The sequence below is a fragment of the Dactylosporangium sp. NBC_01737 genome (assembly GCF_035963215.1).
Classification (GTDB): domain Bacteria; phylum Actinomycetota; class Actinomycetes; order Mycobacteriales; family Micromonosporaceae; genus Dactylosporangium.
In genome coordinates this window covers 5,446,826-5,473,265 of sequence record NZ_CP109153.1, presented here as the reverse complement: position 1 = coordinate 5,473,265, position 26,440 = coordinate 5,446,826, and the positions used below count along the sequence as shown (strand labels likewise).

Below are 26,440 nucleotides of genomic sequence, written 5' to 3'. Positions count from 1 at the left end.
GGAGGGACATGTCGCAGCTGTGGCCGGCCGGCACGCCAGGTCTGCTGACGTTGCCGTCGGGACGCACGGTCCGCGGGCGGCCGCTGTCCAAGCCGGTGCCGGACGGGGCCACGCCCACCCTCGGCGTCTACCTGCTCGGCCGCGAACCGGCGGCGACGCCGTGGCCCGCGCGGTGGGTACGCTGGCCCGACTTCGGCCTGCCCCGGGACCCGGCGGCGCTGCGGGCCGCGCTGCAGGACGCGCTGCTGGAGGCGGAGACGGGACGGGTCGAGTTCGGGTGCGGCGGCGGGCGGGGCAGGACCGGGACCGCCCTGGCGTGCCTGGCGGTCCTCGACGGGGTGCCGGCCGGTGAGGCCGTCGCGTACGTCCGGCAGCACTACTCCCGGCACGCCGTCGAGACGCCGTGGCAGCGTGGCTTCGTCAAACGGTTCAGTTGACGGAGCCCGACAGTTTCTCGATCGCCGCGGGGCCGAACGCCTCGCCGGCGAACACCGACAGCCGCGACAGCGGCAGGCTGCCCATCAGCGTCAGCATCTCCGGGTCGCCGGCGGTGCGGGCCATCGCGCCCGCCTCGCCGCCGGCGGCCAGGGACGCGAACACCTCACCGAGCGCCTGGGCGCCCTTCGGGTCGCTGAGCCACTCCGCGATCGTCGACTCGCCGGTCAGCGGCACCCGCACGTCGTCACCGGCGACGTCGGCCGTGGCGGTGACCCGCAGGTCACGTGAGGACGCGCCGACCTCCACCTGGTACGTGCCGCCCTCCACGACCCAGCGCGACACGCGGGTGTCCCAGTAGGCGAGGTCGTCGCGGGCGATCGTCAGCTCCACCTGCGCGGTCCCGCCGGCGGGGACCGCCACGTTCGCGAACGCCTTGAGCTCCCGCGGCGCGCGGCGCACCGCCGAGCCGGGCAGCGACACGTAGGCCTGGACGACCTCCCGGCCGTCGCGCCCGCCGGTGTTGGTGACGTCGAGCCGCACGCTGAGCCCGTCGCCGGTGGCGGTGACCGTCGCGGGGCCGTAGGCGAACGTCGTGTAGGACAGGCCGTGGCCGAACGGGTACGCGACCTGCTGGCCGCGGGCGTCGAAGCCGCGGTACCCGATGTGGACGCCCTCGCCGTAGCGCACGTGCCCCGCCTCACCCGGGAAGTCCAGGTAGGACGGGTGGTCGGCGAGGTGCAGCGGGATCGTCTCGGTCAGCCGGCCCGACGGGTTGACCCGGCCGAAGAGCACGTCGGCGACGGCGCCGCCGCCGGCCTGGCCGAGCAGCCAGCCCTCGACGACCGCGGGCACCGCCGCGTCCCACGGCCCGGTGCGCAGGACCGCGCCGTTGGACAGCACGACGACGGTGCGCGGGTTGACGGCCGCGACCCGCTCGATGAGCTCGACGTGCGCCGCCGGCAGGTCGAGCGACTCGCGGTCGGCGCCCTCGGTCTCGCGGTCCGTGCCGGCGAACACGAGCGCGACGGCCGCGTCCCGAGCGAGGGCGACGGCGGCGTCGACGTCGTCGTACCCGGGTGCGAACGTGACCGGTCCGTCGGCGAGCGCGGTGATCGCGTCGAGGGCGTTGTCGAGCCTGGTCGGGTTGATCTGGGAGCTGCCGCCGCCCTGATAGCGGGGCGTCCGCGCGTACTCGCCCAGCACCGCGACCGGTCCGCAACCGGCTTGCAGCGGCAGCGTGCCGCCCTCGTTCTTGAGCAGGACGATGCCCCGGCCCGCCACCTCACGGGCGAGCGCATGGTGCGCGTCGGCGTCGAAGGTGGCGTCGGTACGGGCGGCGAGCGCTGCCTGTACCAACGCCGACACCCGGGAAACCGCGGTGTCCAATGTGGACTCATCGAGGGTGCCGTTGCGGACCGCCTCGACCAGCCGCCGGTCGCCGTCGGGGTCGGGACCGGGCATGGTGAGGTCGAGCCCTGCGCGGACCGCTTCGACCCGGTCGGCGACGGCACCCCAGTCGGACACGACGAGCCCCTCGTAGCCCCACTCCCCGCGCAGCACCTCGGTCAGCAGCCAGTGGTGCTGGGAGGCGAGGACACCGTTGACGCGGTTGTAGGCGCACATGACCGTCCACGGCTTCGCCTGCGTGACGACCCGCTGGAACGCGCGCAGGTAGATCTCGCGCAGCGTGCGCTCGTCGACGTCGGCGGAGACCCGCATCCGGTCGGTCTCCTGGCTGTTGACGGCGAAGTGCTTCAGCGACGCGCCGACGCCGCGGCTCTGCAGGCCCTTGACCCACTCGACCGCGAGGACGCCGGTGAGCAGCGGGTCCTCGGCGAAGTACTCGAAGTTGCGGCCGCCGAGCGGACTGCGCTTGAGGTTGATGCCGGGGCCGAGCAGCACCTGCACGTCCATCGCGAGGGCCTCGTCGCCGAGGGCCTCGCCGACCCTGCGGGCCAGCGCCGGGTCCCAGGTCGAGCCGAGCGCGACGGCCGGCGGGAAGCACGTCGACGGCTCGCTGGCGAGCAGTTCCGTGGTGTCGGGCAGCGCCTTGCGCACGCCGTGCGGGCCGTCAGTGAGCATGATGTCCGGCACGCCGGTGACGGCGGTGCTGCGCCAGAAGCTGCTGCCGCTGGTGACGGCGGCCTTCTCCTCGAGGTCCATGGCGGTGTCCCTGTCTTCTACTGAGTACTTGTAAAGTAATAGGTACCGGGTACGATAACGCCGCGGACGTGGAACCGACAAGAGGGAGTGTTGGCGATGGCACGCCACGACCGGACCCGCCTGCCGGCCGCCGAACGGCGCCGGCAGATCATCGCCGCCGCCACGCGGCTCGTCGCCGAGCGCGGCTTCTGGGGGCTGTCGATGCAGGACGTCGCCGCCGACTGCGGCCTCACCGTGCCCGGCCTGCTGCACCACGTCGGGTCGAAGGACGGCCTGCTCATCGCGATCCTCGAACACCGCGACGCGGAGGACGCCCGCGCGCTGAGCACCCTGCTGGCCGGCACCGCGCCGACCCTGGCCGAGCTGTGCGCGGCCCTGGTGCGCCGCAACGCCGGGCAGCCGGAGATCGTGCGGCTGTTCGCGGTGCTGCAGGCGGAGTCCCTCGCACCCGACCACCCGGCGCACGACTACTTCGTGGCGCGGCAGCAGCGGATCCTGGAGGACCTCACCGCACTGGCGAAGGACGTCACGGACGCACCGGAGACGCTGGCGCGGCGGATCATCGCGCTGATGGACGGGCTGCAACTGCAGTGGCTGCGCTCGCCCGGGACAGATCTGCCGCAGCTGTGGTCGGCGACGGCCGGGAGCCTGCTGCCCTGAACCGGCCGGAGCCGCTGGAATCGCCGGGGCCGCGGTGCTGAGATCGCGCGTTCGCCGGCCGGGGCGGCGGCGGGGTCAGCACGTTCGCCGGCCGGGGCGGCGGCGGGGTCAGCACGTTCGCCGGCCGGGGCGGCGGCGGGGTCAGCACGTTCGCCGGCCGGGGCGGCGGCGGGGTCAGCGCGTTCGCCGGCCGGGGCGGCGGCGGGGTCAGCGCGTTCGCCGGCCGGGGCGGCGGGGTCAGCGCGTCCGGCCGGCGGTGCGGATCGGGGTCATGAGCGCGGCGAGGGCCGTGAGCGAGCAGGCCACACCCGCGACCGCGAGGGTCGGGCGGACACCGGCGTGGCCGGCGGCGAACGTCAGCACCACGGCACCCACCGGCGCGAGCGTCAGCTGCAACGTCCAGAACGCCGACGTGACCCGGCCCAGCAACGGCCCGGGCGTGACCTCCTGCCGCAGCGACATCGACGCGATCCCCGCAACCCCCGTCGTCACCATCACCGCGCCGACGAGCACGCCGACCCCCACGGCACCACCGGCGAACCCGACGCCGGCGAGCAGGACGCCGCAGCAGGTGTACGCCACGATCCACACCGGCCCGAACCCGAACCTGCGCCGCAACCTGGCGACGACGGCGGAGGCGAGCATGGAGCCCACGACCCCCGCGGTCAGGACCAGCCCGACCACGCTGTCGGAGCGGTGCAGGTCCTCCTTGACGTGGTAGACGACGACGTCGTCGAGCGCTGTGGTGCAGCAGATCAGGACGGTGAGCAGTACGGTCAACGGCCACAGCAGCGGGTGCCCCCGCAGGAACCGCACCCCTTCGGCGAACCCCCGCCACTTCGGCACTTCCCCGTCGGCCTCCTCCGCCGGTGCCGTTCCTTCCGCCGGTGCCGTCTCCGCCGTCCGGAGCCGTACGAAGGACAGCCCCGCCGCGGACAGCAGGAACGTGACGGCGTCGACGCCGAGTGCCGCAGGCGGGCCGAGCCAGCCGGACAGCAACCCGGCCAGGGCGGGCCCCGCGAGGTAGGCGGCGGAGAACGCGCCGTACAGGATGCCGTTCGCCTCGGTGATCCGATCGGCGGGGACGAGACGGGGCACCACCGTCACGTACGTCACCTGGAACACCATCGAACAGAACCCTGCGATGGGCAGTGCCACGAACAACAGCCACATCGGCGGGTTCGCCTGTTCGGAGAGGAGCCAGACGAGAGGGATGCTGCCGTAGAGGGCAAAGCGGGCCAGGTCACAGACCCGCAGGACGCTGAGGCGCCGCGCCGCGAACCGGTCGGCGATCACCCCGGCGGCGAGCCCGCCGACGATGGCGGCGACGGCGTCGAGGCCTTTCACGGCGCCCATCGCGGTGGCCGAGCCGGTCGCAGCCAGGACCAGCATCGGCACCGCCGTGAACGAGAACGCGTCACCGAACGCGGACAGGGTCTGCACGCAGAGGAAGGCGACGAACCCCCGGTCCCGGAACAGGCTCATGCTGCCGCCTTTCCTTGGCTGCTGCCTTGCTTCCGTGTCGGCCGGTTTCCGTCAACCCGGTTGATCGGGGGTCAGGTCAGGGTCTGGACCAGGGCGGCGATCGCGTACCGGGGCAGGTCGAGCAGCCGGGCCTCGTGCCACGACGGCGGCGCGAGCTCCGCGACCCTGGCCCTGGCCTCGTTCTTCGTCATCCCGTGCTCCCTGACGAGCCCTTCCCGCAGCACATTGCCGAGCTTCCCGTGCGCATGCGCGAGCAGCCACCCGACCGCCGTGCGCGTCCCGCCCTCCACCGCCGTCGCCTCCACGATCGCCAGCCGCGGCGAGGGCGTGCTGCGGCGGTACCGTAGGGTGTACTTGGCCGCGACGACGGAGCGTAACGCCGCCTGACTCTTCGCATCGACGAGGTCGGGGGATTTGTTGGGGACCTGTAAGCTCAGGGAAGAAGCATTGAGCGCCAGCAGCACCCGCAACAGCCATGATCCGGGGTCACCGGCGAGATCGATCTGTTCCGGCACCGACCGCACCGGCGCCGCCAGCAGCTCCGTAGGCCCGCGCCCGACCGCCTCGCCCTCCAGCGCGTGCTCACCGTGGGTGTACATGTTGACGGCCGCCCCGCTCAGCCGCTTCTCCAGCACCTGCCAGGTCCGCGACGTCGGCCTGCACACGTAGAGGTCACTGGCAGACCCGACCGCCTGCGCCCCGTGGTAGCGGTTGAACGCCGGTAGGATCGCTTCGACGGCCAGGTCCAGGTCGAGCACCGCCCGCTGCACCTTCACCCCGAGCGCCGGCGTGAGCGGGCTGAAGCCGTAGGCCATGACCAGCCGCCCGTTGACCCGGTCCCGCAGCGCCTGCGCCCCGCGACCGAGGAACAGCTGGACGCCCTCGGGGGTGTACGGCGGATCGGTGAAGACCAGGTCCGCGGACTCGGCAACCACCGGCGGCAACCCGAACCGCAGGTCCGCGTGCCAGCACTCGACGGCCTGGCCCCGCTGCGCCGCCCGCTGCGCGATGAACTCCAGCAGCCGCTCGTCGACGTCGACGACGGTGACCCGCAGATCGGGCCGGACGGCGAGGATCGCGAGCGAGGTCAGGTCGTGGTCGCCGACGCAGACGAGGTGGGCGCCCGCGAGGTCGAACGTCTCGTCCAGCCAGCGGGCGCGCCGGGCTGCGGTCTCGGCGGTGGCGGAGACGTGGTCCAGGGCGCGGTCGGTCGGGACCTGCGCGATGAGCCGCGCCATGTCGGCGACCAGGGCGTCGGGCTGGGCGCCCGGCTGGGCATCCGACCCGGCACCGGGACGGGCGTCGGGCTGGGCACCCGGCTGGGCACCCGACCCGGCACCGGGACGGGCTCCGGTCTGGGCACCCGGCTGCGCATCAGGCCCGGCTTCGGTCTGGGCACCAGGCCCGGCTCCCGTCTGGGCACCGGACAGCGACGGGGTGTTGAAGCGGGTGCGGTACGCGCCGGGTAAGCGCAGTGTGCCGTCTCGTGCGGTGTGCAGGTCGGGGCCCGCGGCGCGGAGCAGGTGTTCGACCGTGCGGCGCGGCAGGGCATGCTCGCGGATGAGGTCGTCGAGGGTTGTCGGGGTTGTCGCCAGGTGGGTCAGGGCCTGGCGCAGGCGCCGGGCGCCGATCCTCGCGGCTGCCACCACCTCGGCCACCGCGTCCAGAGGAACAACCCCGTCCGACGGAACCGCCGCATCCAGCCGCGTCGCCGCACCAGCCCGCGTCACCGAACCGCCCGCCCTAGCAGCGCCGGGCGCGGCCTCGGGACCCGAAGGCGTGGTCTCCGAAGGGGAGGAGGCAGCGGCAGGGCCCGCCGGGACGGGTGGGGGTGGCGGAACGGATGATGCCGGGGCGGCGGACTTCGTGATCTTGTGTTGGGCCTGCGCGGCGGGGGGCTGGGCGGGGTCTGTGGGTCCGGTGTCGGCTCGCGGCGTCATCGCCGTTCACCTTACGGGGCCGGGCGATGGGAGCGAGACCGGTAAAGGTCATCGATGAGTTAAAAGTTAATGACCTGCAGTTATTCAGCGACGAACGCGTGAATTCAGTTAAACCGTTTCGGTGGTGTTTCACAGGTCGACGGTCGTCGAAGTACAGGGTGGCGGCAAGGGTGCCCGAAGGGTGTGAAGTCTTGTCCGGATGATTCCGGCTGTGTGATCGTCCTGAAATCGCCATGAGTCGATGAAGCACGCGGTTGGCCGATCGGCGCGCGCACGCCGGCCGCTTGCACCTGGATTCGACTCTCGCGTGTCTCGATTGGTTCCGGCGCACACCCGAAACGTACGTACCCCCGGTACCGTGCGCCGCCCTGGAAAGAAGGCACCCTTGAAGCTGTCCCCACGGTTCGCTACAGCGGCCGGAGTGCTCGCGGTCGGGCTGGTAACAGCCGGCACCGCCGCAGCCGTGCAAGCCTCGCCCCCGCTGCCGGCGCCCACAGGCGTCGAGGCAGCCAACGCCGTCGCGGCCAAGTCCGCGGCGACGTTCGTGTCCCAGCGTCCGAGTGTGCTGCAGCCGAGCACCGACGACGCGTACGTGCAGAAGTCGCTGGTCGCCTCGGGCAGCGCGAAGTACATCGCGTACGAGCGGACCTGGAAGGGTCTGCCCGTCGTCGGTGGTGACTTCGTGGTCGTCACCGACGCGGCGGGCGCGGCGAAGTACACGTCGGTGGCGCAGACCCAGGCGATCGGGAACCTGTCCACCGCGGCGAAGATCAGCTCGGCGGACGCCGAGGCGGCCGCGCGCAAGCTGCTCACGAGCGTCAACGCCGTCGAGGGCACCCGCCTGGTCGTCTACACCCTGGACGGCGCGGCGAAGCTCGCGTACGAGACGACCCTCAACGGCACGGGTGCGGAGGGCGCGAGCCGCCTCACCGTCACCACCGACGCCACGAGTGGCGCGCTGCTCAACAAGCGTGAGCGGGTCATGCACGGCACCGGCACCGGCTGGATCGTCGGCAACGTCACCGTCAACACGACGCTGTCCGGCAGCACGTACAGCATGAAGGACCCGAACTACACGAACATCAGCTGCCAGAACGCGTCGGGCAACGCCACGTTCACCGGCTCCGATGACGTGTGGGGCAACGGCGACGGTACGAACCGCGAGACCGGTTGCGTCGACGCCCTGTACGCGGCGCAGAAGGAGGCCGCGATGCTCTCGTCGTGGCTGGGCCGCAACGGCTTCAACGGCAGCGGCGGCGGCTGGCCGATCCGCGTCGGCCTGAACGACCAGAACGCGTACTACGACGGCACGCAGATCCAGATCGGCAAGAACACCGCCGGCAAGTGGATCAGCTCGCTCGACGTCCTCGGTCACGAGGTCGGCCACGGCATCGACGACACCACCCCGGGCGGCATCTCGGGCAACGGCACCCAGGAGTTCGTGGGTGACGTGTTCGGTGCGGCGACCGAGGCCTTCGCCGCCAACGCGAACGACCCGGCCGACTACCAGGTCGGCGAGGAAGTCAACCTCGTCGGCAGCGGCCCGATCCGCTACATGTACAACCCGTCGCTCGCCGGCGACGACAACTGCTACTCCAGCAGCACGCCGTCGCAGGAGGTCCACGCGGCCGCCGGCCCCGGCAACCACTGGTTCTACCTGCTCGCCGAGGGCACCAACCCGACCAACGGCCAGCCGAGCAGCACCACGTGCAACGGCACCAGCGGCCTCGTTGGCATCGGCATCCAGAAGGCCACCAAGATCTTCTACAACGCGATGCTGATGAAGACCTCATCCTCGTCGTACCTGAAGTACCGCACCTGGACACTGACCGCGGCCAAGAACCTGTACCCGGGCAGCTGCACCGAGTTCAACGCGGTCAAGAACGCCTGGAACGCCGTCAGCGTCCCGGCCCAGTCCGCCGACCCGACGTGCACCGGTGGCACCACCCCGCCGCCCACCACGACGAACCCGCCGACGTCGAACCCGCCGACCGGCAGCTGCTCCGGCCAGAAGCTGCTCAACCCGGGCTTCGAGTCGGGCGCGACCTCGTGGAGCGGCACCACCGGCTCCATCGGCCAGTGGGCCAGCCAGGGCCAGGCCGCCCGCACCGGCACCTACAGCTCGTGGCTCGACGGGTACGGCTCGACGCACACCGAGGCGATCCAGCAGTCGGTGACCATCCCAGCCGGTTGCAAGGCCACCCTCACGGCCTACATCCACATCGACTCGGCTGAGACGACCACGTCCGTCGCGTACGACAAGCTGACCATCACGGCCGGCTCGACGACGCTCGGCACCCTGTCGAACCTGAACAAGGCCTCCGGGTACGTGCTGCGCACGTACAGCCTGAACGCGCTCGCCGGTCAGACCGTGGTGATCAAGTTCAGCGGTACGGAGGACTCGTCCCTGCAGACGTCGTTCGTCCTCGACGATCTTGCTGTGACGCTCAGCAACTAGTACCACCGCTCAGCAGGGCCCGGGTCGCGCGCCGACCCGGGCCCTTCCGCGTGCAGGGCACCGGAACGTCCACCCCGGCTCCACCCACGGGTGGCGGCGCTCCACCCGGTGCCGCACCTAGCGTCAGCGGCATGAACCTCACCACCGCGCTGCTGATCGCCGTCGCCGTCCTGTACCTGCTGATCCGCCGCTTCACCGGGGAGCCTCTGGAGGCACGGCGACTCGTCCTGCCGCCGGTGCTGCTGGTCGCGTGGGGCGGCTACGCGGTGTCGCAGGCGTTCACCGGCGGCACCCTGCCGCACGCGGTCCTCGACGGGGCCGTCCTCGGGGCCGGTGCGGTCCTTGCCGTCGCCGGTGGTCTCGCGCGGGGGCTGACGGTGCGGGTGTTCGTCCGCAACGGGCATCTGTGGTACCGGTACACGGCGCTGACCGTGGTCGTCTGGGTCGTGCTCATCGGGGTGCGGTTCGCGCAGGACGCCGCGGCCCGGGGGCTCGGTGCCGACGCCGCCGTCGTCGCCGCGGCGCTGCCGTTCGTGCTCGGGCTCAGCCTCCTCGGCGAGGCCGCCGTCGTGGGCCGCCGCGCCATCGCCACCGGCGTCCCGTTCGCACCCCGTGAAAGCCGCCGCGACGGCCGCCGTGAGAGCCGCCGCGAAGACCGCCGCGAGAGCCGGCACGAAAGCCACCGTGAGAGCCGGCCCGAAGCCCAGCACAGCGACCTGGGAAGCCGGTGACCACAGCGGCAGCGGAGACTGGAGCCGTGTTCACGGTCACCGACACCGCCGTCGCCAGGTGGCGCCAGACGAGAAGCCTGGCCTTCCTGGTACTGCTGAGCGCCGCGATGCTGTACACCCGGCCACGCCCCGGCCCGGCGGTCCTCGCGCTGGTCGCCGTCGCCGCCGTCGCGTGGCTGGCGATGACGGTGCGGACCGGGCGCACGCAGGCCGTCGCCGTCGCCGGATGCGCGGCGGCGGGGCTGGCGCTGTGCGTGCTGGACACCCGCGGGTTCGCACCCTGCTACCTCATCGCCGCCTGCACCGTCGCCGTGGCCGCGCTGCCGCTCATCGTCGCCGCCGCAGGCACCGCCGTGACCGCGGCCGGGCTCACGGCGGTGCTGTGGGCGCGGGGCGCCGGCTGGACCGAGCTGCTGATCTGGGCCGGGTCGCTGAGCCTGGTGCTGCTGCTCGGCGTGGTCCGGCGGCAACGCGACGAACAGGCCCGCCAGGCAAGGACCGTCGCGACCCTCGACGAGCGGGCCAGGGTCGCCCGGGAGATCCACGACGTGCTCGCGCATTCGCTGTCGGCGCTGTCGGTGCAGCTGGAGACGGCGGCGGCGCTGCTGGAGAAGGACCGGGCCGCGGACGCCGCAGTGCTCGTGGAACGGGCCGGGCGGCTCGCCCGCGACGGGCTCACCGAGACCCGCCGGGCCGTCGGTGCGTTACGCGGCGACCCGGTGCCGCTCGGCGAGCTCGTCGGGGCGCTTGCCGACGGGTACCGCACCGACCACGGCGCACCCGCGGACGTGACCGTGTCGGGGACCCCGCGGCCCGTCGGCGGCGAACCGGGGCTGGCGCTGTTCCGCACCGCGCAGGAGGCCCTGACCAACGTGCGCAAGCACGCGCCCGGCAGCGCGGTGGCCGTACACGTCGAATATCGGCACGACACGGTGCGCCTCACGGTCCGCAACGACGGCGCGGGTGACGCCGCGCCCAGGAAGGCACCGGCCGGCGGGCACGGCCTCGACGGGCTCCGCGAACGGGTCCGGCTCGCCGGCGGCACCGTCACCGCCGCGCCGCGCGGCGACGGCTGGCAGGTCGATGCGAGGATCCCAGGATGATCACGGTGGTGGTGGCCGACGACCAGACGGTGGTCCGTGAGGGCCTGGTGGTGCTGCTCGGGCTGCTCGGCGACGTCGAGGTGCTCGGCGCGGCCGCCGACGGCGACGAGGCCGTCGAGCTCGTCGCCGCGCACGCCCCCGACGTGGTCCTGATGGACCTGCGGATGCCGCGCTGCGACGGGGTCACCGCGACCGCGAGGATCCGCGCCGCGCACCCGTCGACGCGGGTGGTGGTGCTGACGACGTACGCCGACGACGCCGACATCCTCGGCGCGATGCGGGCCGGGGCGCTGGGCTACCTGACGAAGGACGCCGGGCGGGTGCAGATCGCGCAGGCGGTGCGGGCCGCGGCGGCCGGCCAGTCCGTCCTCGACCCGGTCGTCCAGCAGCGCCTCGTCGCCGCCGCCACCGCACCGCCCGGACACCGGCCGGCACCGCACCGGCCGGCGGCACCGCCGGACGGGTTGACGGCGCGGGAGGCCGAGGTGCTCGGGCTGATCGCGGCGGGACTGTCCAACCGGGACATCGCGAAACGCCTGTTCGTGACCGAGGTGACTGTGAAGTCGCACGTGAACCGGCTCTTCGCCAAGACCGGCGTCCGGGACCGGGCGCAGGCGGTGCGGTACGCGTACGAGCACGGCCTCGCCATGTGAGCGAGACCACACCGGCGCCGCACACCCGATAGACTGACATCAAACTGTCAGGGGGTGCGCGGCCCGCATGACCGACGATGGGGACAACGACGGCCGTCGTTCGGCGCGGCCGCTCGTGTCGGTGCTGGTCGTCCTCTCCGGCGGGCTCGGGATCTCGCTGCAGCAGCTGTCGACCGGCACGCCCAACTCCGCCGGCCGCTGGGCGATGCTCATCATCGGGTCCTGCATCGGCGGCGCCGCCAGCATCCTCGCCACCGGCCTGTTCGAGCGGCTGCTGACCTGGGCGGGGTTCGGCTGGGCGTTCCTGCGCCGGCACACCCGGCTGCGCACCGTCGTCGCCGGTGTCACCGCCTGCGCGCTCGCCGTCGCCGCCGGCCTGGTCATCCCCGTCGCGTACGAGGCGCTGCACCGCCGGCTGTACGGGTGCCCGCAGCCCGCCGCGGTGCGGGTCATGACGTCCGTGGAGCAGCTCGGCGCGGCCCGGCGCGTCGCCGACGCCTACGAGGTCGCCACCGCCGAACGGCACCACGGCTGCCCGGCCGCCGACCTGTACGTCTACGGCGCCGGACCCACCGAGTCGCGGGCCGCGGTCGCCAGCGGCTGGCTCAACGACGCGCTGCAGCGCATCGGGCCGCGCGCCGACGTGTGGCTGCCGGACTCGACCCTCGACGTGGAGGCCGCCGTCGCCGCGTCGGCCCGCTTCGGCGTCACCGTCCCGATCGCCGAGCAGCGCAGCATCGGCTACTCCCCCATCGTCCTGGCCAGCCCGGCGGCGTTGCCCGCCGACGCCGGGTGGCGTCAGCTGTGGACGGAGACCGGCCGGCTCGGCTGGGACGTCGTGCGACCCGACCCGGCGCTCTCCTCCGCCGGGGTGCTCGCCACCGCGGCGCTGTACACGGGACTCGGCGCGACCCCGGTCACGGCCCGCGGCGTCGAGCAGCGCCTCGAGGCGTCGCTGGACCGGGGCCGGTATCCGCTCGGCACCAGCCAGGACCTGCTGTGCCAGGGCGGCACAGCGGCCGTCATCGCCACCGAACAGGCCGTCGTCCGCTACAACCAGGGCCTCGGCTGCCCCGGCAGCGCCGGCCCGCCGGAGCGGCCGCTGCTCGTGCAGTACCCGAACGACACCATCAGCGAGGACCACCCGTTCGTCCGGCTCGCCTGGGACGGGGTCGCGGCCACCACCACGGCTGCCGCGACCGGCTTCGGCGCGTGGCTGCGCGGCGACGACGGCCGCCGGGAGCTGGTCCGGGCGGGGCTGCGGCCGCCGGGGCTGTTCGCCGTCGGCGACCCGCTGACCGAGCAGTACGGCGCGCACGCGGGGCGGTCTTCGACCGGCGGGCACCGTCGGCCACCGCGGTCGGCGACGCGTTGCGGCTGTACGAGGGCGCGCACCGCCCCGGCCGGGTGCTGCTCGCGCTCGACGCGTCCGGTTCGATGCTGGCCGGCGTCGACCGGTCCGGCACCACCCGCTTCCAGCTCGCGTCCCGCGGCGTGACCGGCGCCCTGAAGCTGATGAGCGACCGCGACGAGTTCGGGCTGCGGATCTTTCCCGCCGACGGCCGCGGCGCCGGCACCCGGGGCTCCTGCCCGTCGCGCGGGCCGCGGGCCGGGGACAGGCCGCCGCCGACGCGATGGCCGCGGTGCGGCCGGCCGGCAACACGCCGCTGCTGCAGACCATTGTGGACGGTGTCCGCGACGTCGCCGCCGACCCTGGCGAAGGGGTCGCGAGCCTGGTCGTGCTCACCGACGGCAACGACACCAGCGGCCGGTCACCGTCCGAAGTGGACGCACAGGTGCGCGGCAAGGGGGTGCGGGTGTTCGTGGTCGCGATCGGCGAGGCCAGCTGCGGCACCCTGCCCCTGCGCGACGTCACCGCGCACACCGGCGGCGGCTGCTACGACGCCGGCCTCGACACCCTCGACGACGTGCTGGTCACCCTGTTCGGCCTGCTCTGGGGAGGATGAACCGCGCCATGACGACGCCGCCACCACCGTCCGGAGACGACGACCCACCACCGCGGCCCGGCCCGCCACCGCCGCCGCCCGGAGACGACGACCCGCCGCCACGACCCGGCCCGCCACCGCCGCCGCCCGGAGACGACGACCCGCCGCCACGACCCGGCCCGCCACCGCCGCCGCCCGGAGACGACGACCCGCCGCCACGACCCGGCCCGCCACCGGGGACGACGACCCGCCACCGCCGCCCGGAGACGACGACCGGCCCGGGCTCCGGGACCGGATGCGGCGGGTGCGCGGCCGGATCGGGCTGCTCACCGGGTTCGTCGCCGGTGCCGCCGTCGCCGCGCTCGTCGCCGTGTACGCCGTGCCGCTGCTGGACCGCGACCCCGGCCTCGAACGCGGCGACCTCGTCATCCTCAGCGGCCGCGACGACGGCGACGGCAACCAGCGGCAGGCGCTCGTCGACCAGTGGAACACCCTGCACCCCGACAACCCCGCCAGGATCGAGGAGATCGCCGCCGACGCCGACGCGCAGCACAGCGAGATGGTCGCCCGCGCGCAGAGCGGCGGTGCCGGCGTCGACATCTTCAACCTCGACGTCACCTGGACCGCCGAGTTCGCCTCCAGCGACTACATCCGGGCGTTGCCGGACGGGCAGGACGTCGCCGGTTTCCTTCCCGCGCCGCTTGCGACCTGCCGGTACCAGGGGAAGCTGTGGGGGTTGCCCTTCAACACCGACGCGGGGCTGCTCTACTACCGCACGAAACTGGTCACGACCGCGCCCGCGAACTGGTCGCAGCTGGTCACCACCGTCCAGGACGTCCTGGCGCGGCCCGCCGCCGTCGGTCCCCAGCCGGTCGCCGGGTGGGCGGGGCAGCTGCGCGACTACGAAGGGCTCACCGTCAACGCCCTGGAGGCGATCTGGGGCGCCGGCGGTGAGGTCGTCGACGGCCGCGGTGAGGTCGTCATCGACACCCCCGAGGCGCAGGCCGGCCTGACCCGGCTCGCGGAGGGCCTGCGGCCGGGCGCGCCGCAGGTGATCCTGCCCGACGCGGTGCGCTTCGACGAGACCGCGACGACGCAGGCGTTCGGCGGCGGGAAGCTCGTGTTCATGCGCAACTGGCCCGTCGCGCACCGGGCCCTGGACCCCGCCGACGGCGCCGACAGCGCCCCGGCGGTCGAGTTCGGCGTCGCGAAACTGCCCGGCCCCAGCGTCCTCGGTGGGCAGAACCTCGCCGTGGCGACGCAGAGCCGGCGTCCCCGGGCGGCACGGGCGCTCATCGAGTTCCTCACCGGGGAACGCAGCCAGCAGCTGCTGTTCGAGCGCGGCGGGTTCGCCGCCACCCGCGAGATCGTGTACCGCGACGCGGCGGTCGTGAAGCGGTACCGGTACGCGCCGACGCTGCTCGACGCGATCCGCTCCGCACACAGCCGCCCGGTGACCGCGCACTACGCGCAGTTCTCCGAGACGTTCCGGCAGATCGTGCTGGAGGCCCTCGGCGACGGCGGCCGCCTCCCCGCCGACGCCAGACCCCGCCTGCAGCGGGCCCTGCAGGGTTACAAGTAACGGAAGAAGAGCATCGGGTTGCCCGTTGCGGCGGCGTGGACGGGGGCGGCGAGGTGCAGCTTCTGTTTCAGGCCGACGAGCCGGTCGTGGGTGTCGGGGTCGGCGGCCGGTGACGCGGTCAGGTGGCCGATGCCGTGGCGGCGCAGCCAGCCGAGCACGACGGCGCCCTCGCTGACCGGCCACGGGCGACGGCCGTGGAAGACGTCGTGGACGGCGACGGCGGCACCCGGGCGGAGCCGTTCGAAGAGCGCCGTGGTGTACCAGCGGGCGAACCGCGCCGTGTGCGCCGCGTCGACGAGCACGAACCCGGGGTCCTCGGGCAGCGTGCCGCGCCGCACGTCGCCGCGGGTGAAGCGCCACCGGTCGCCGGCGAGGAACCGCGGGACGGTGTGCACGGCGTCGTCGGTGAGGTCGAACGTGTGCAGCACCCCGCCGTCGTCGTTGTCGTGCAGGGCGCGCAGCAGCCACGTCGTCGACCAGCCGCGGGCGGAGCCGATCTCCAGGACGGTCCGTGGGCGCAGCGCCCGGATCGTCAGGTAGCTGATCTCGGCCTCGACGTCGTCGAGGCGGGGGCGCATCGGGCGCTGCGCGAGCAGTTCGCGTTGTTCGTCGCGGGCGCAGCGCAGGTCGTCGGCGTACATGCGGTACCAGCTAATGATCGTGTCGAGCGGCAGCATCGAGGTCTCCGATCGCGAGGGCGGCGAGGGCGTCGAGGGACTCGGTGCCGGGCACGAAGTAGCCGTCGTGGCCGGTGACACCGCCGACGGGCAGCCGCAGCGCCCCGAACGCCGGGTCGGTGGGGTGGGTGCCGTGGCCGGCGCCGAGCAGGCGCGCGCCGGGCAGGCGGCGGGTCCAGTCGCCGGCGGCGGTGCCGGCCCAGACCCGTGCGGTGGTGTGCAGGTCGGCGGCGCGGCCGGCGCCCATGCCGGGGCTGCCGAGCGCGACGACGTCGGTGACCCGGCCGCCGAGACCGGCGTCGAGGCGGGCGGCGGCGCGGCCGATGACGGTGGAGCCGTAGCTGTGCCCGACGAGGACGATCCTGGGTGCCGGCACGTCACGCAGGAACCGCAGCAGCGCCGCGGCGCCGGTCGCGGCCGAGTCCTCGCGGACGGCGGCGAGCCGCAGCCCGCGCGGTGGGTGGTACCCGAGCCACGCCACGACCGCGACCCGCCCCGCGGCTGCCGGCCGGAGGGTGGCGGCGCGGGCGGCGAGCTGCCTGGCCTGCCACGCGGGGGCGCGGCGCTGGACGCCGCCGAGCCCGCGGTCGAAGTTGGCGGCGGTGGTGTCGACCCCGGGGACGAGGACGACGACGGTCGCCGCGGTCGACGGGTCGCCGACGACCTCGACCGCGAGACCGTCGGCGTACCGTGCGCTGTGGACGGCGAGGGCCGGCACCGCGGACACCTGCGCCGGGCCGAGCACCGACCAGAGCACCGCGATCAGCGGCAGTGCGAACAACCTGCGAAGCATGCCGCCGAAGGTAGGTGCGCGGCCGTGCCCGGATCGTCACTCCGCAGGGCCATGTTGCGGTACCCCTGCGGTACTACGCCCCGGCGCTGACGACCCCGGTCTCATACGCGAAGACGACGGCCTGGGCGCGGTCGCGCAGGTCGAGCTTCGTCAGGACCCGGCTCACGTGGGTCTTCACCGTCTGCTCCGCCACGACGAGGTCCTCGGCGATCTCCGCGTTGGAGCGGCCGCGGGCGATGAGCCGCAGCACCTCCGTCTCGCGGGGGGTGAGGGCGGCGAGCCGGGCCGGCTGGTGGTCGGCGGCCTTCGGCCGGGCCGCGAACTGTTCGATGAGCCGCCGCGTCACCGACGGCGCGAGGAGGCCGTCGCCGGCGGCGACGACCCGCACGGCGGTGACGAGCTCGGCGGCCGGGGCGTCCTTGAGCAGGAACCCGGACGCGCCGGCGCGCAACGCCTCGAACACGTAGTCGTCGAGGTCGAACGTGGTGAGGATGACGACCTTCGGCCGGTGCAGGCCCGGGGCGACGTCCAGGATCCGCCGGGTCGCCTGGATGCCGTCCAGGACGGGCATGCGCACGTCCATGAGGACCACGTCGGGCGCGTGCTCGCGGGCCATGGTGACGCCCTGGGCGCCGTCGGCGGCGTCGCCGACGACGAGCAGGTCGGGCTGTGCGGCCAGGAGCGCGGCGAAGCCCTGCCGGACCATGGCCTGGTCGTCGACGATCAGGACCCGGATCACGCGGCGACCTCCAGCGGCAGGACGGCGCGCACCGTGTACCCGCCGTCGGGGTCGTGGCCGGCGTCGAACGTGCCGCCGATCGCCGTGGCACGTTCGCGCATGCCGAGCAGGCCGTGCCGCTCCCCCGGTTCACCGGTCTGGACGATCGCTTCGGTACCGGGTGCGTTGCGCACGTACAGCTCCAATGTGGACGGTCCGAGGGTGGGGCTTCCGAGTGTGAGGGTGATGTGCACCGGTGCGCCCGCGGCGTGGCGGCGCGCGTTGCTCAGCGCCTCCTGCACGATGCGGAACGCGGCCAGCCCGACGGCCGGCGGCACCCTGGCGCCCGGCAGCGGGTCGAACGTGACGTCGACGCCGGCCTCGCGGGCGTCGCGGACGAGCCCGGCGAGGTCGTCGAGGACGGGCTGCGGTTCGACGAGCGGGGTCTCGGTGCTGCGCAGCACCCCGAGGAGGCGGCGCATCTCGACGAGCGCCTCCCGGGACGTGCCGGCGATCGCGGCGAGCTCCTCGGCGACGGCGGGTGGCACGCCGTCGATGCGGTACACGGCGGTCTCGGCGCGCACCGCGATGAGCGACATGTGGTGGGCGACGACGTCGTGCATCTCGCGGGCGATCCGGTTGCGTTCCTCGGCGACGGCCCGCCGCGCCTGGGCGAGCTCGGCGCGCTCCTCCTCCTCGGCGAGGGCGGCCTGGACCTCGCGGCGGCGGCGGATCTGGTCGCCGACGAGGAGGATCGCGGTGACGGCGAACAGGAGCCCGGCGAGGTTGCCGGGGTTGACGAACATGACGAGCAGCAGCGCCGCGGACAGCCCGGTCCAGACGAGGACGCCGCGGCGGTGCCGGACCGCGACGACGGCGAGCAGCAGCGGGAACATCAGCATCTGCGTCGGCGTCCACGGCCACGGCGTGTCCTGCCGGATCGGCACGGTCGCGCCGGCGAACCCGGCCACGAGGAACGCGACCCGCCAGGCGAACAGCGGCCGGGTCGCGACCAGCCCGATGGGTGCGGCGATGAGCACGGCGTCGATGACGAGGAAGCCGGAGGCGACCTTCGGGCCGTTGCCGCGCAGGTACTCGAAGGTGATGAGCCCGCACAGGATCGCCGCGATCACCCCGATCGTCGGCAGCGCCCGGCCGAAGCGGGTCGTGAACCGCACCGCCGGGTCGGGGCCGACGAGGAACGCGCGCAGGTCCCTCAGCCCGGCCCTCATCACGCTGCTCACCTTGGAACGGTAACAGTGCGCGGCGGGCTCAGCGGCCGGTGCCGCGCAGCAGCTCGATCAGCTCACGGCGGGACCGGATGCCGAGTTTCCGGTACACGTTGCCGAGGTGGTGGTCCACGGTGCGCACCGACAGCACGATCCGGTCGGCGATCTCGCGGCTGGTGGCGCCTTCCGCGGCGGCGTAGGCGATGCGCCACTCGTGCGGGGTGAGCGCGTCCGTGGCGGGGCGTCCCCTTCCGGGGTCCCCCGGCGGGGTGCCGTGCCGGGGCGGGACGGGCGACCCGGGTCGCGGTCGGCCGGAGGTCGGTGCGGCGCACCGGCCGGGCTACCCGCGTCGTGGTCCGTCACTCGGCGGATCGGCGGGGCGCCGGCACACCGTTACCGTTCCCCGCAGCCATGGACCTCTTGAAGCTGCTGCCGCGCGGTCGCGGCGCCTGGCGCCGGGCGACCTGCCGCGCGCTCGTCCTCCTCGTCCTGACCACCATCGCCGCCGACGCCGCCCTCGAAGGGTGGATCGCGTCGGTGGACCTGCCGGACGCGCCGCTGCGACCACAGGCGTCGGTGCTGTACCACCGCGACGGGCACACCGTCCTGGCCCGCGTCGGGGTCACCGACCACAACGACGTGCCGCTCAGCGCGGTCCCCGACGGGGTCCGCCGGGCCGTCATCGCCGCCGAGGACCGCGACTTCCGCGACCACTGGGGTGTCTCCGTCCGCGGGGTGCTGCGCGCCGTGGTCGCCGACGCCGGCGGCGCACGGCAGGGCGCGTCCACCATCACGCAGCAGTACGTACGCAACGCGTACCTGACGTCTCAGGTGACCGCCGGGCGCAAGGCCCGCGAGTTCGCGCTCGCCGTGAAGCTCGAACGCACCGTGTCCAAGGACGAGATCCTCGCCCGGTACCTCAACACCATCTACTACGGTCGCGGCGCCTACGGCATCGCCGCCGCCGCGCACGCCTACTTCGGCGTCCCGCCGGAGCGCCTGGACGCCGCGCAGGGTGCCGTGCTCGCCGCGGTCATCAAGGACCCGTCGTACTTCGACCCGGCCGTCAACCCCGGCGAGGCCCTCGACCGGTGGCGGTGGATCGTCGCCGCGATGGGCGACGCCGGCCGGCTCGAATACCCGGCGGTGCTGCCGGCCTCCAGCGGCACCGGCGGCAACGGGCTCGTCCTCGACCAGATCGAACGGGAGCTCGCCCGGCACGGCATCACGTCGCAGCAGCTGCACACCGGCGGCCTGTCCGTGGTGACCACCCTGGACGCCACCGCCCAGGGCGCCGCCCTCGACCTCGTCGGCGCGGCCCTGCGGGACCAGCCGGACGGGCTGCGGGCCGCGCTCGTCGCCGTCGACCCGGCCAGCGGCGCCGTCCGCGCGTACTACGGCGGCGGCCAGGGGCGCGGCTACTTCGACGACGCGGCCGCGCCGCACCCGCCGGCGGCGACGTTCAAACCGGTCGCGCTGGCCGCCGGGCTCCGCGAGGGCATCGGCTACCTGTCGCGGTGGGACGGCCGGTCGCCGCGGCTGTTCGCCGACCGGGGCGGCGCCCCGCTCGTCAACCGTGACGGCGTCCAGTGCCCCGAGTGCACCCTGCAGGAGGCGATGGTCCGGTCCTTGAACACCCCGATCTACGCCCTGACCCAGCACATCGGCGCCGACAAGGTCCGGGCCACGGCGTTGGACCTCGGGGTGGCGCCCGCGTACGGCGGCCGGGCGTCGCTGGTGGACGCCACGGGTGACCCGCGGCCCGGCCGCACCCGGGCCGACATCGCCATCGGCCGCTACCCGGTGTCGGTCGCCGACATGGCCGGTGTGTACGCGACGTTCGCCGCCGCCGGGACCCGCAGCGAGCGGCACTTCGTCGCGTCGGTGACGACCGCCGCCGGCGACACGGCGTGGAGCGCCGCGCCGGCCCGCGCGCAGGTCCTCGACCCGCGGGTCGCCGCGGACGTCACCGCCGTCCTGCGCGCCGTCGTCGACGGCCGTGGCATGGCACCGGGACGGCCCGCCGCCGGGGTCACCGGCAGCCAGCAGTGGGGCGGCACCGCCGACAACCAGGACGCCTGGATGAGCGGCTACACCCCGCAGCTGGCCGTGTCCGTCTGGATGGGGCGGCTGGTGCCCGGCCCGATCCGCGACGCCGCCGGCCACCCGATCGAGGGTGACACGCTACCGGCGAAGCTGTGGCAGGACTTCCTGCGCGCCGCGCTGCACGGCACCGCGGTCGCGGCGTTCCCGGCCGCCGCGCACGTCGGGCGCACCGACACCGGCGACGCCGGCCGCACCGACAGCCCCGACGAGCTCGCCGGCGGCCGCGCGCCCGCCGCCGCGGTCGGCGCCCGTCCCGTCCTGCGCACCGCCGGCGGCGGGCGGAGCCTCGCGCTGACGTTCGACGACGGGCCGTCGCAGTACACGGCGGCGATGCTGGACCTGCTGCGTCAGTACCACATCCCGGCGACGTTCTGCGTCGTCGGCGAGTCGGTCGCGGCGAACCAGGCGCAGTTGCGCCGCATCGTCGCGGACGGCCACGCCCTGTGCAACCACTCGACCCACCACGACGAGCTCGGGCACGCGACGGCCGAGCGGGTCCGCGACGACATCGCCACCACCGACGCCGCGATCGCCGCCGCCGCGCCCGGCTCGACCGTGACCTACTTCCGCGCCCCGTACGGCGACTGGGGTGTCTCGGCGAAGGTCGCGCACGACATGCGGCACACCCCGATCGGCTGGAGCGTCGACCCGGACGACTGGACGATGCCGGGCACCGCGGAGATCGTGTCCCGCATCGAACGCCAGCTGACACCGGGCGCGATCGTCCTGGTCCACGACGGCGGCGGCGACCGCCGGCAGACCGTCGAGGCGATGCGCATCCTGATCCCGCGGCTGCTCGCCGCCGGCTGGACGTTCGACCTGCCCGCGGTGACGGTCCAGGCGGTGGCCGCGGAAGCCCAGCCGCCGGCGGCGTCGCCGAGCCCGAGCCCGGCCGTGGAGTCGGCGCAGCTGCCGACGCCGTCGCCCTCCGGTCCGCCGCCCCCGTCGGAGACCCCCGCCCCGGAGCCGTCGCAAACCTAGCGGCTCAGGCGTCCAGGGTGTCCACGGCGACCGGGTCGGCCGCGAGCCGCCGGGCCACGACGACGTGCACGGCGAACAGCAGGTACCCGACGAGCAGCGGCGCCGTGACCGGGATGAGGGCGCCGATCACGGCGGCGATGGATGACACCCCGGCCACCATCGCCGCCGTGAGCGGTTGCCGCCACACCGCGCCGGCCGCCCAGCGCAGTGCACCGGGCCACGAGTGGTGCTGGGCCAGGTGCACGACGCCGAACGCGCAGGCGGCGAGCAGTGCGGCGGCGACGGCACCGGTGCCGACGAGCACGGGCAACCCGCCCGGGACCCGGCCTGAGGCGACGGCGCCGAGATTGAACAGCAGGAGCCACGCGAGCGTGGCGGTCGCGACCGTGGCGAGCGCACCCGGCAGCAGCGAACGCCGGAACACCCGCCACAGCACCGAAGGCCGCACGGCGGATCCGTCGATGATGTCCCGCACGGCGACGGAGCCGGCGTGCGCGGCCGCACCGGCGGTGAGCACCGGCAGGCTGCACACGGTGACGGCGATGCCGACGAGGGCGAGGTCGGCGGCCACCGTGACGGTGTCCTTCCAGTCGCGACGCGCCACGGTGGTCACCCCTTCAGGCCGGAGGTGTTGATGCCTTCGACGAGCATCTTCTGGAAGGCGAGGAAGAACAGGAACACCGGCAGCAGCGACAGCACCGACATCGCGAACATCGGGCCGATCTCGGACTGGCCCTGCGAGTCGATGAACAGCCGCAGCGCGACCGGCACCGTGTACTTGGACAGGTCCGACACGTACACGAGCTGGCGGAAGAAGTCGTTCCAGGTCCAGATGAACGAGAAGATCGCCGTCGTCACGAGGGCCGGGCGGCTCAGCGGCAGGATGATGGTGCGGAAGACGCCGAACGTGGAGCAGCCGTCGATCTTCGCCGCCTCGTCGAGCTCGCGGGGGATGCCGCGCATGAACTGGACCATGAGGAACACGAAGAACGCCTCGGTGGCCAGGAAGTGCGGCAGGATCAGCGGCAGGTACGGGAACTCGCCGCCGACCAGGTCGAGCTGCCGGAACACGATGAACTGCGGGACGATGAGCACGTGCCCGGGCAGCAGCAGCGTGCCGACCATGACGGCGAACCAGGTGGCCCGCCCCCGGAACCGCAGCCGCGCGAAGGCGAACGCGGCGAGCAGGCAGGACAGCGCGTTGCCGACGACGACGAGCAGCGAGACGATCGTGCTGTTGACGAAGAACCGGCCGAAGGTCGTGTCGAGGTGCGACCAGCCGTCGGGGTAGTTGCCGGGGGTGAAGGCGTCCGGCAGGATCCCGTGGTTGCTGAGCATCTCCGGCTGGCTCTTGAGCGAGCTGCCGACCACCCAGAACAGCGGGTAGAGGATGACCCCGAGCAGTCCCAGGATCACCACGGTGCGCAGGATCGACTTCATCGCTCATCCCCGTAGTGCACCCAGAAACGTCCCGTGCTGAACAGCACGACGGTGAGCAGGCCGACGGCGAGCAGGAACACCCACGCGAGCGCGGAGGCGTAGCCCATCTCGTAGTCGGTGAAGCCCTTGATGTACAGGTAGAGCGTGTACATCAGGGTCGAGTCGACGGGACCGCCGGTGCCGCCGCTGATGACGAACGCCGACGTGAAGCCCTGGAAGCCGTGGATCGTCTCCAGCACCAGGTTGAAGAAGATGACCGGCGACAGGATCGGCAGCGTGATCGACCGGAACTTGCGCAGGGCGCCCGCGCCGTCGACGGAGGCGGCCTCGTACAGCTCGACCGGCACCTGCTTGAGCCCGGCCAGGAAGATGACCATCGGCGCGCCGAACTGCCAGATCGCGAGCAGGATCAGGGTGCTCAGTGCGTAGTCGGGGTCGTTGACCCAGCCGGGGCCGGAGATGCCGAACAGCGCCAGGAACGCGTTGAACGAGCCGTCCCGGCTGAACATCGAGACCCAGACGATGGCCAGGGCCACGCTGCCGCCGAGCAGCGACGGCAGGTAGAACAGGCTGCGGTACAGCCCGACACCACGGATCGCCTTGTTGAGCAGCAGCGCGACGCCGAGCGCGGCACCGAGCTTCAGCGGCGTCGCGATGACCGCGAACAGCACCGTCACCTGCACGGCGTGCCAGAACGTCGGGTCCTCGGTGAACATGCGCTGGTAGTTGTCGAACCCGACCCAGTTCAGCTCGGACCAGTCCGACAGGATGTCATAGTCGGTGAAGCTCAACACCAGTGACATGAGCATCGGGATGGCCGTGATGGTGGCCAGCCCGATGAGCCACGGTGTCAGGAAGAGATAGCCGGCGAGCCCTTCGCGACGGGGGCCCCGCGGTTCGACGCGGGGCCCCTTCGCCGCTCGGTGCAAAGGTGCCGGCGCGGTGGTCAGCGCCACTGGAGGAGCCTCACTTCGAGATTGCGGACTTCGCGGCCGTGATGAAGGCCTCGGCGGCCTGCGCGGGGGTGGCCTTGCCGGCCTGTACCGACTCGGCGGCCTTGATGAGCTCGGAGCGCAGCGTGCTGTGCCCCTTCAGCGGGACCTGCGGTGCGGGCCCGAACGTCTTGCCGAGGGAGTTCTCGACCTCGATGGAGGTCTTCATGGAGGCGTCGGTGACGCTGTTCTGCACCGCCGTGCGGATGTCGAGGTTGGGCGGCAGGCCACGGTCGGTGCCGAGGACCTTGCCGACCTCGGGGTCGTTGGCGAGGAAGTTGATGACGTCGACCGCCACGTCCTTCTTGTCGCTGCCGCGGGAGACGGAGAAGTACAGCGCGGCGCGGGCCCACTGTGCCTTCGGGTCGCCGGGGTACGCCACGACGCCGAGCTCGTCCTTGGTGTTCTTCTGCAGCTCGGGCAGCTGGTTCACCCACACCCAGGAGGTAAGCGCTTTCCCGGTCACGACGAGCTGCTTGGTGATGTCTGTGGCGTTGCCCTCGCGGATCACGTCGGCGGTCGGGGTCGCCTTCTTGTCCCGGGCGCCCTTCCACAGCTCCAGCCACGCGGTCACGTCCTGCGCCGTGAAGCCGAGCTCCTTGTCCTTGTACAGGTCCTTGTTCTGCTGGCGCAGCCAGATCCAGAACGCCTTGTAGTCCGCGCTCGGGTCCTGCGTGCCGGGGACCTTCGTGGCCGTGGTCGCCGCCGCGGCCCAGTCGATGAACGCCTCCCACGTCATTCCGGTGGTCGGCAGCGGCTGGCCGGCCGCGGTGAGCTTGGTCTTGTTGAACACCAGGCCCTGGGTGTTCTCACCGAAGGCGACGCCGGCGAGCTTGCCCTCCACGACGCCGTACTTCCACAGGCTCTCGGGGAACTTCGTCGTGTCGAGCTTGCCCGACTTCTGGTACGACGTCAGGTCCAGCGTGACGTTGCGCGACGCGTACTCCGTGAGGAAGTTGTCGTCGATCTGGAAGATGTCGGGCGCGTCGTTGCCCGCGGTGAGGGTCGCGAGCTTGTCGAAGTACCCCTGGTTGGCCTGCCACGTCTTCTTGAACGTGACGTTGGGGTGCTTCTTCGTGTAGAGCGCGAGCGCCTCCTCGGTGAGCTTGGCACGGGCGTCGCCGCCCCACCAGAAGATGCTCAGCTCGACGGGCTTGGTTGAGTCGACCGCTGGTGCCTCGCCGCCGTCGTCGCCGCAGGCGGCGAGCGGAGCGAGCAGCACTGCGGCGAGGGCGGTTGCCAGAAGTCTACGGCGGGGTGTTCCGGACATGGCGTGTCACTCCCTGGCAGGGGATCAATGTGGGTTGGGCCCGGTGGAGTCGCGCACGATCAGCTCCGTCTGGAGCGTCACCAGCGCGTTCGTGCGGCGTTCGTCGTCGTGCTGCAGCAGCATGTCGACGGCCGCCCGCCCGGCGGCCGCGGTCGGGGTGGAGACCGTGGTCAGCTTGGGGCGGATCAAACGGCTGAGCAGGATGTCGTCGATCCCGACGACACTGAGCTCGCCCGGGACGCTGACGCCCCGGTCGTGGAGGGCTTCGAGCAGTCCGATCGCCATGAGGTCGTTGTAGGCCAGCACGGCGGTCGCTCCGGTGGCACGCACGGCGTCGCACGCGGCGGCTCCGGCGGCCTCGGTCGGTTGGTGCGGTCCGAGCACGGTCAGGTCGGCCCCGGCCGCCTTCGCCGCGGCCGTCGCGGACCGCCGGATCTCCCGGTTGGTCCACGAGCCACGCGGCCCGCCGAGCAGGGCGATGTCGTGGTGGCCGAGACCGACGAGGTGCTCGATCGCGGCCCTGGCGCCGTTCGCGACGTCCATGACCACCGCGGGGAGCCCGTCGACGGCCCGGTTGACCACAACAAGCGGCACCTCGCGGCGCAGCTTCTCGATCAGGTCGTTGCTCATGCGCGGGCTGCACAGCAGCACGCCGTCGACCTGTTTCGCCATGGCCTGGACGAGTTGCTCCTCCATGACCGGGTCTTCGTTGGTGTCGGCGACGAAGAGGTGGTAGTCCCGCTGCCGGGCCTGCGACTCCGCCGCCTTGATCAGCGGTGGGAAGAACGGGTTGGCGATGTCGGCGACGATCAGGCCGATGTTGTGGGTCCGCCCGGTGATGAGCGCGCGGGCCGCACGGTTGGGCCGGTAGCCGAGGCTCTCCGCGGTGGACAGCACCCGGCTGCGGGTGTCGGGGTTGACCAGATGGGGCGCCGAGAACGTGCGCGACACGGTGGAGACATGGACGCCGGAGGCGCGGGCTACATCTCGAATAGTGGCGGGCACGGAGTCATTAATGCAAACGGTTGCTGTCATGTCAACGCCTATGGATGCAGAAAATCCAGGGGTATTGACC

At 73.1% G+C, this 26,440-nt stretch carries 23 protein-coding genes; 10 read left to right on the top strand and 13 right to left on the bottom strand.

All coding sequences use genetic code 11. The annotated features are described in order from the left end of the window. The first annotated feature begins 8 nt into the window (after positions 1–8). Entirely contained in the window at positions 9–437 is a 429-nt protein-coding gene (locus OHA72_RS24575; protein WP_327010135.1) for a protein phosphatase, read from the top strand. On the opposite strand, the gene OHA72_RS24570 is transcribed toward OHA72_RS24575, so the two are convergent. Further along, positions 430–2,601, bottom strand: a complete 2,172-nt coding sequence (locus OHA72_RS24570; RefSeq protein WP_327010134.1) for a glycoside hydrolase family 3 C-terminal domain-containing protein — start codon at positions 2,599–2,601, stop codon at positions 430–432. The genes OHA72_RS24575 and OHA72_RS24570 overlap by 8 nt on opposite strands. A 96-nt stretch (positions 2,602–2,697) precedes the next feature. Between OHA72_RS24570 and OHA72_RS24565 the strand changes: the two genes are divergently transcribed. Further along, on the top strand, positions 2,698–3,261 hold the full coding sequence (locus tag OHA72_RS24565; RefSeq protein ID WP_327010133.1) for a TetR/AcrR family transcriptional regulator: 564 nt from the start codon (positions 2,698–2,700) through the stop codon (positions 3,259–3,261). A gap of 237 nt (positions 3,262–3,498) precedes the next feature. Here the strand turns inward: OHA72_RS24565 and OHA72_RS24560 are convergent, their stop codons facing one another. Next, complete coding sequence (locus tag OHA72_RS24560; RefSeq protein ID WP_327010132.1) at positions 3,499–4,746, bottom strand: MFS transporter; 1,248 nt, start codon at positions 4,744–4,746, stop codon at positions 3,499–3,501. Positions 4,747–4,817: 71 nt separating this feature from the next. Continuing rightward, entirely contained in the window at positions 4,818–6,404 is a 1,587-nt protein-coding gene (locus OHA72_RS24555; protein ID WP_327010131.1) for a bis-aminopropyl spermidine synthase family protein, read from the bottom strand. A 667-nt stretch (positions 6,405–7,071) separates the two neighbouring features. Between OHA72_RS24555 and OHA72_RS24550 the strand changes: the two genes are divergently transcribed. From OHA72_RS24550 to OHA72_RS24520, 7 genes are all read left to right on the top strand, one after another. Next, complete coding sequence (locus tag OHA72_RS24550; protein ID WP_327010130.1) at positions 7,072–9,144, top strand: M4 family metallopeptidase; 2,073 nt, start codon at positions 7,072–7,074, stop codon at positions 9,142–9,144. Between the two features lie 131 nt (positions 9,145–9,275). After that, on the top strand, positions 9,276–9,875 hold the full coding sequence (locus OHA72_RS24545; RefSeq protein ID WP_327010129.1) for a hypothetical protein: 600 nt from the start codon (positions 9,276–9,278) through the stop codon (positions 9,873–9,875). Positions 9,876–9,901: 26 nt separating this feature from the next. Further along, positions 9,902–10,978: a sensor histidine kinase gene (locus OHA72_RS24540; RefSeq protein WP_327010128.1), complete on the top strand. Its 1,077-nt coding sequence runs from the start codon at positions 9,902–9,904 to the stop codon at positions 10,976–10,978. Beyond that, the gene (locus tag OHA72_RS24535; protein WP_327010127.1) at positions 10,975–11,631 is read left to right on the top strand and encodes a response regulator; all 657 of its coding nucleotides are present in this window, start codon (positions 10,975–10,977) and stop codon (positions 11,629–11,631) included. The genes OHA72_RS24540 and OHA72_RS24535 overlap by 4 nt, the downstream gene beginning before the upstream one ends. A gap of 67 nt (positions 11,632–11,698) precedes the next feature. Then, positions 11,699–13,129: a substrate-binding domain-containing protein gene (locus OHA72_RS24530; RefSeq protein WP_327010126.1), complete on the top strand. Its 1,431-nt coding sequence runs from the start codon at positions 11,699–11,701 to the stop codon at positions 13,127–13,129. 136 nt (positions 13,130–13,265) lie between these two features. Further along, complete coding sequence (locus OHA72_RS24525) at positions 13,266–13,598, top strand: vWA domain-containing protein (protein WP_327010125.1); 333 nt, start codon at positions 13,266–13,268, stop codon at positions 13,596–13,598. A gap of 283 nt (positions 13,599–13,881) precedes the next feature. Continuing rightward, positions 13,882–15,159 carry an extracellular solute-binding protein gene (locus OHA72_RS24520; protein ID WP_327010124.1) on the top strand — a complete coding sequence of 426 codons (1,278 nt, stop codon included), beginning with the start codon at positions 13,882–13,884 and terminating at the stop codon, positions 15,157–15,159. On the opposite strand, the gene OHA72_RS24515 is transcribed toward OHA72_RS24520, so the two are convergent. The 5 genes from OHA72_RS24515 to OHA72_RS24495 form a co-directional block, all read right to left on the bottom strand. Next, positions 15,150–15,800 (bottom strand): O-methyltransferase, encoded by a 651-nt coding sequence (locus OHA72_RS24515; protein ID WP_327010123.1) that lies wholly within the window; start codon positions 15,798–15,800, stop codon positions 15,150–15,152. The two genes, OHA72_RS24520 and OHA72_RS24515, sit on opposite strands and share 10 nt — an antisense overlap. Positions 15,801–15,810: 10 nt before the next feature. Continuing rightward, positions 15,811–16,629, bottom strand: a complete 819-nt coding sequence (locus OHA72_RS24510) for an alpha/beta hydrolase (RefSeq protein ID WP_327010122.1) — start codon at positions 16,627–16,629, stop codon at positions 15,811–15,813. A gap of 73 nt (positions 16,630–16,702) precedes the next feature. After that, complete coding sequence (locus OHA72_RS24505) at positions 16,703–17,368, bottom strand: response regulator (protein ID WP_327010121.1); 666 nt, start codon at positions 17,366–17,368, stop codon at positions 16,703–16,705. Further along, positions 17,365–18,591 carry a sensor histidine kinase gene (locus OHA72_RS24500; RefSeq protein WP_327010120.1) on the bottom strand — a complete coding sequence of 409 codons (1,227 nt, stop codon included), beginning with the start codon at positions 18,589–18,591 and terminating at the stop codon, positions 17,365–17,367. Before OHA72_RS24500 ends, OHA72_RS24505 begins: the two co-directional genes overlap by 4 nt. Positions 18,592–18,619: 28 nt before the next feature. Then, positions 18,620–18,781, bottom strand: a complete 162-nt coding sequence (locus OHA72_RS24495; protein WP_327011656.1) for a helix-turn-helix domain-containing protein — start codon at positions 18,779–18,781, stop codon at positions 18,620–18,622. A gap of 206 nt (positions 18,782–18,987) precedes the next feature. Between OHA72_RS24495 and OHA72_RS24490 the strand changes: the two genes are divergently transcribed. Further along, entirely contained in the window at positions 18,988–21,663 is a 2,676-nt protein-coding gene (locus tag OHA72_RS24490) for a transglycosylase domain-containing protein (protein WP_327010119.1), read from the top strand. Positions 21,664–21,667: 4 nt separating this feature from the next. On the opposite strand, the gene OHA72_RS24485 is transcribed toward OHA72_RS24490, so the two are convergent. The 5 genes from OHA72_RS24485 to OHA72_RS24465 form a co-directional block, all read right to left on the bottom strand. Beyond that, positions 21,668–22,267 (bottom strand): hypothetical protein, encoded by a 600-nt coding sequence (locus OHA72_RS24485; protein WP_327010118.1) that lies wholly within the window; start codon positions 22,265–22,267, stop codon positions 21,668–21,670. Between the two features lie 5 nt (positions 22,268–22,272). After that, entirely contained in the window at positions 22,273–23,103 is an 831-nt protein-coding gene (locus tag OHA72_RS24480; protein WP_327010117.1) for a carbohydrate ABC transporter permease, read from the bottom strand. Next, entirely contained in the window at positions 23,100–24,059 is a 960-nt protein-coding gene (locus OHA72_RS24475; protein ID WP_442788673.1) for a carbohydrate ABC transporter permease, read from the bottom strand. Before OHA72_RS24475 ends, OHA72_RS24480 begins: the two co-directional genes overlap by 4 nt. A 10-nt stretch (positions 24,060–24,069) precedes the next feature. Then, the gene (locus tag OHA72_RS24470) at positions 24,070–25,317 is read right to left on the bottom strand and encodes an ABC transporter substrate-binding protein (protein WP_442788672.1); all 1,248 of its coding nucleotides are present in this window, start codon (positions 25,315–25,317) and stop codon (positions 24,070–24,072) included. A gap of 72 nt (positions 25,318–25,389) precedes the next feature. Then, positions 25,390–26,370, bottom strand: coding sequence for a LacI family DNA-binding transcriptional regulator (locus OHA72_RS24465; RefSeq protein ID WP_327011654.1), 981 nt, complete (start codon positions 26,368–26,370; stop codon positions 25,390–25,392). Positions 26,371–26,440 lie beyond the last annotated feature (70 nt).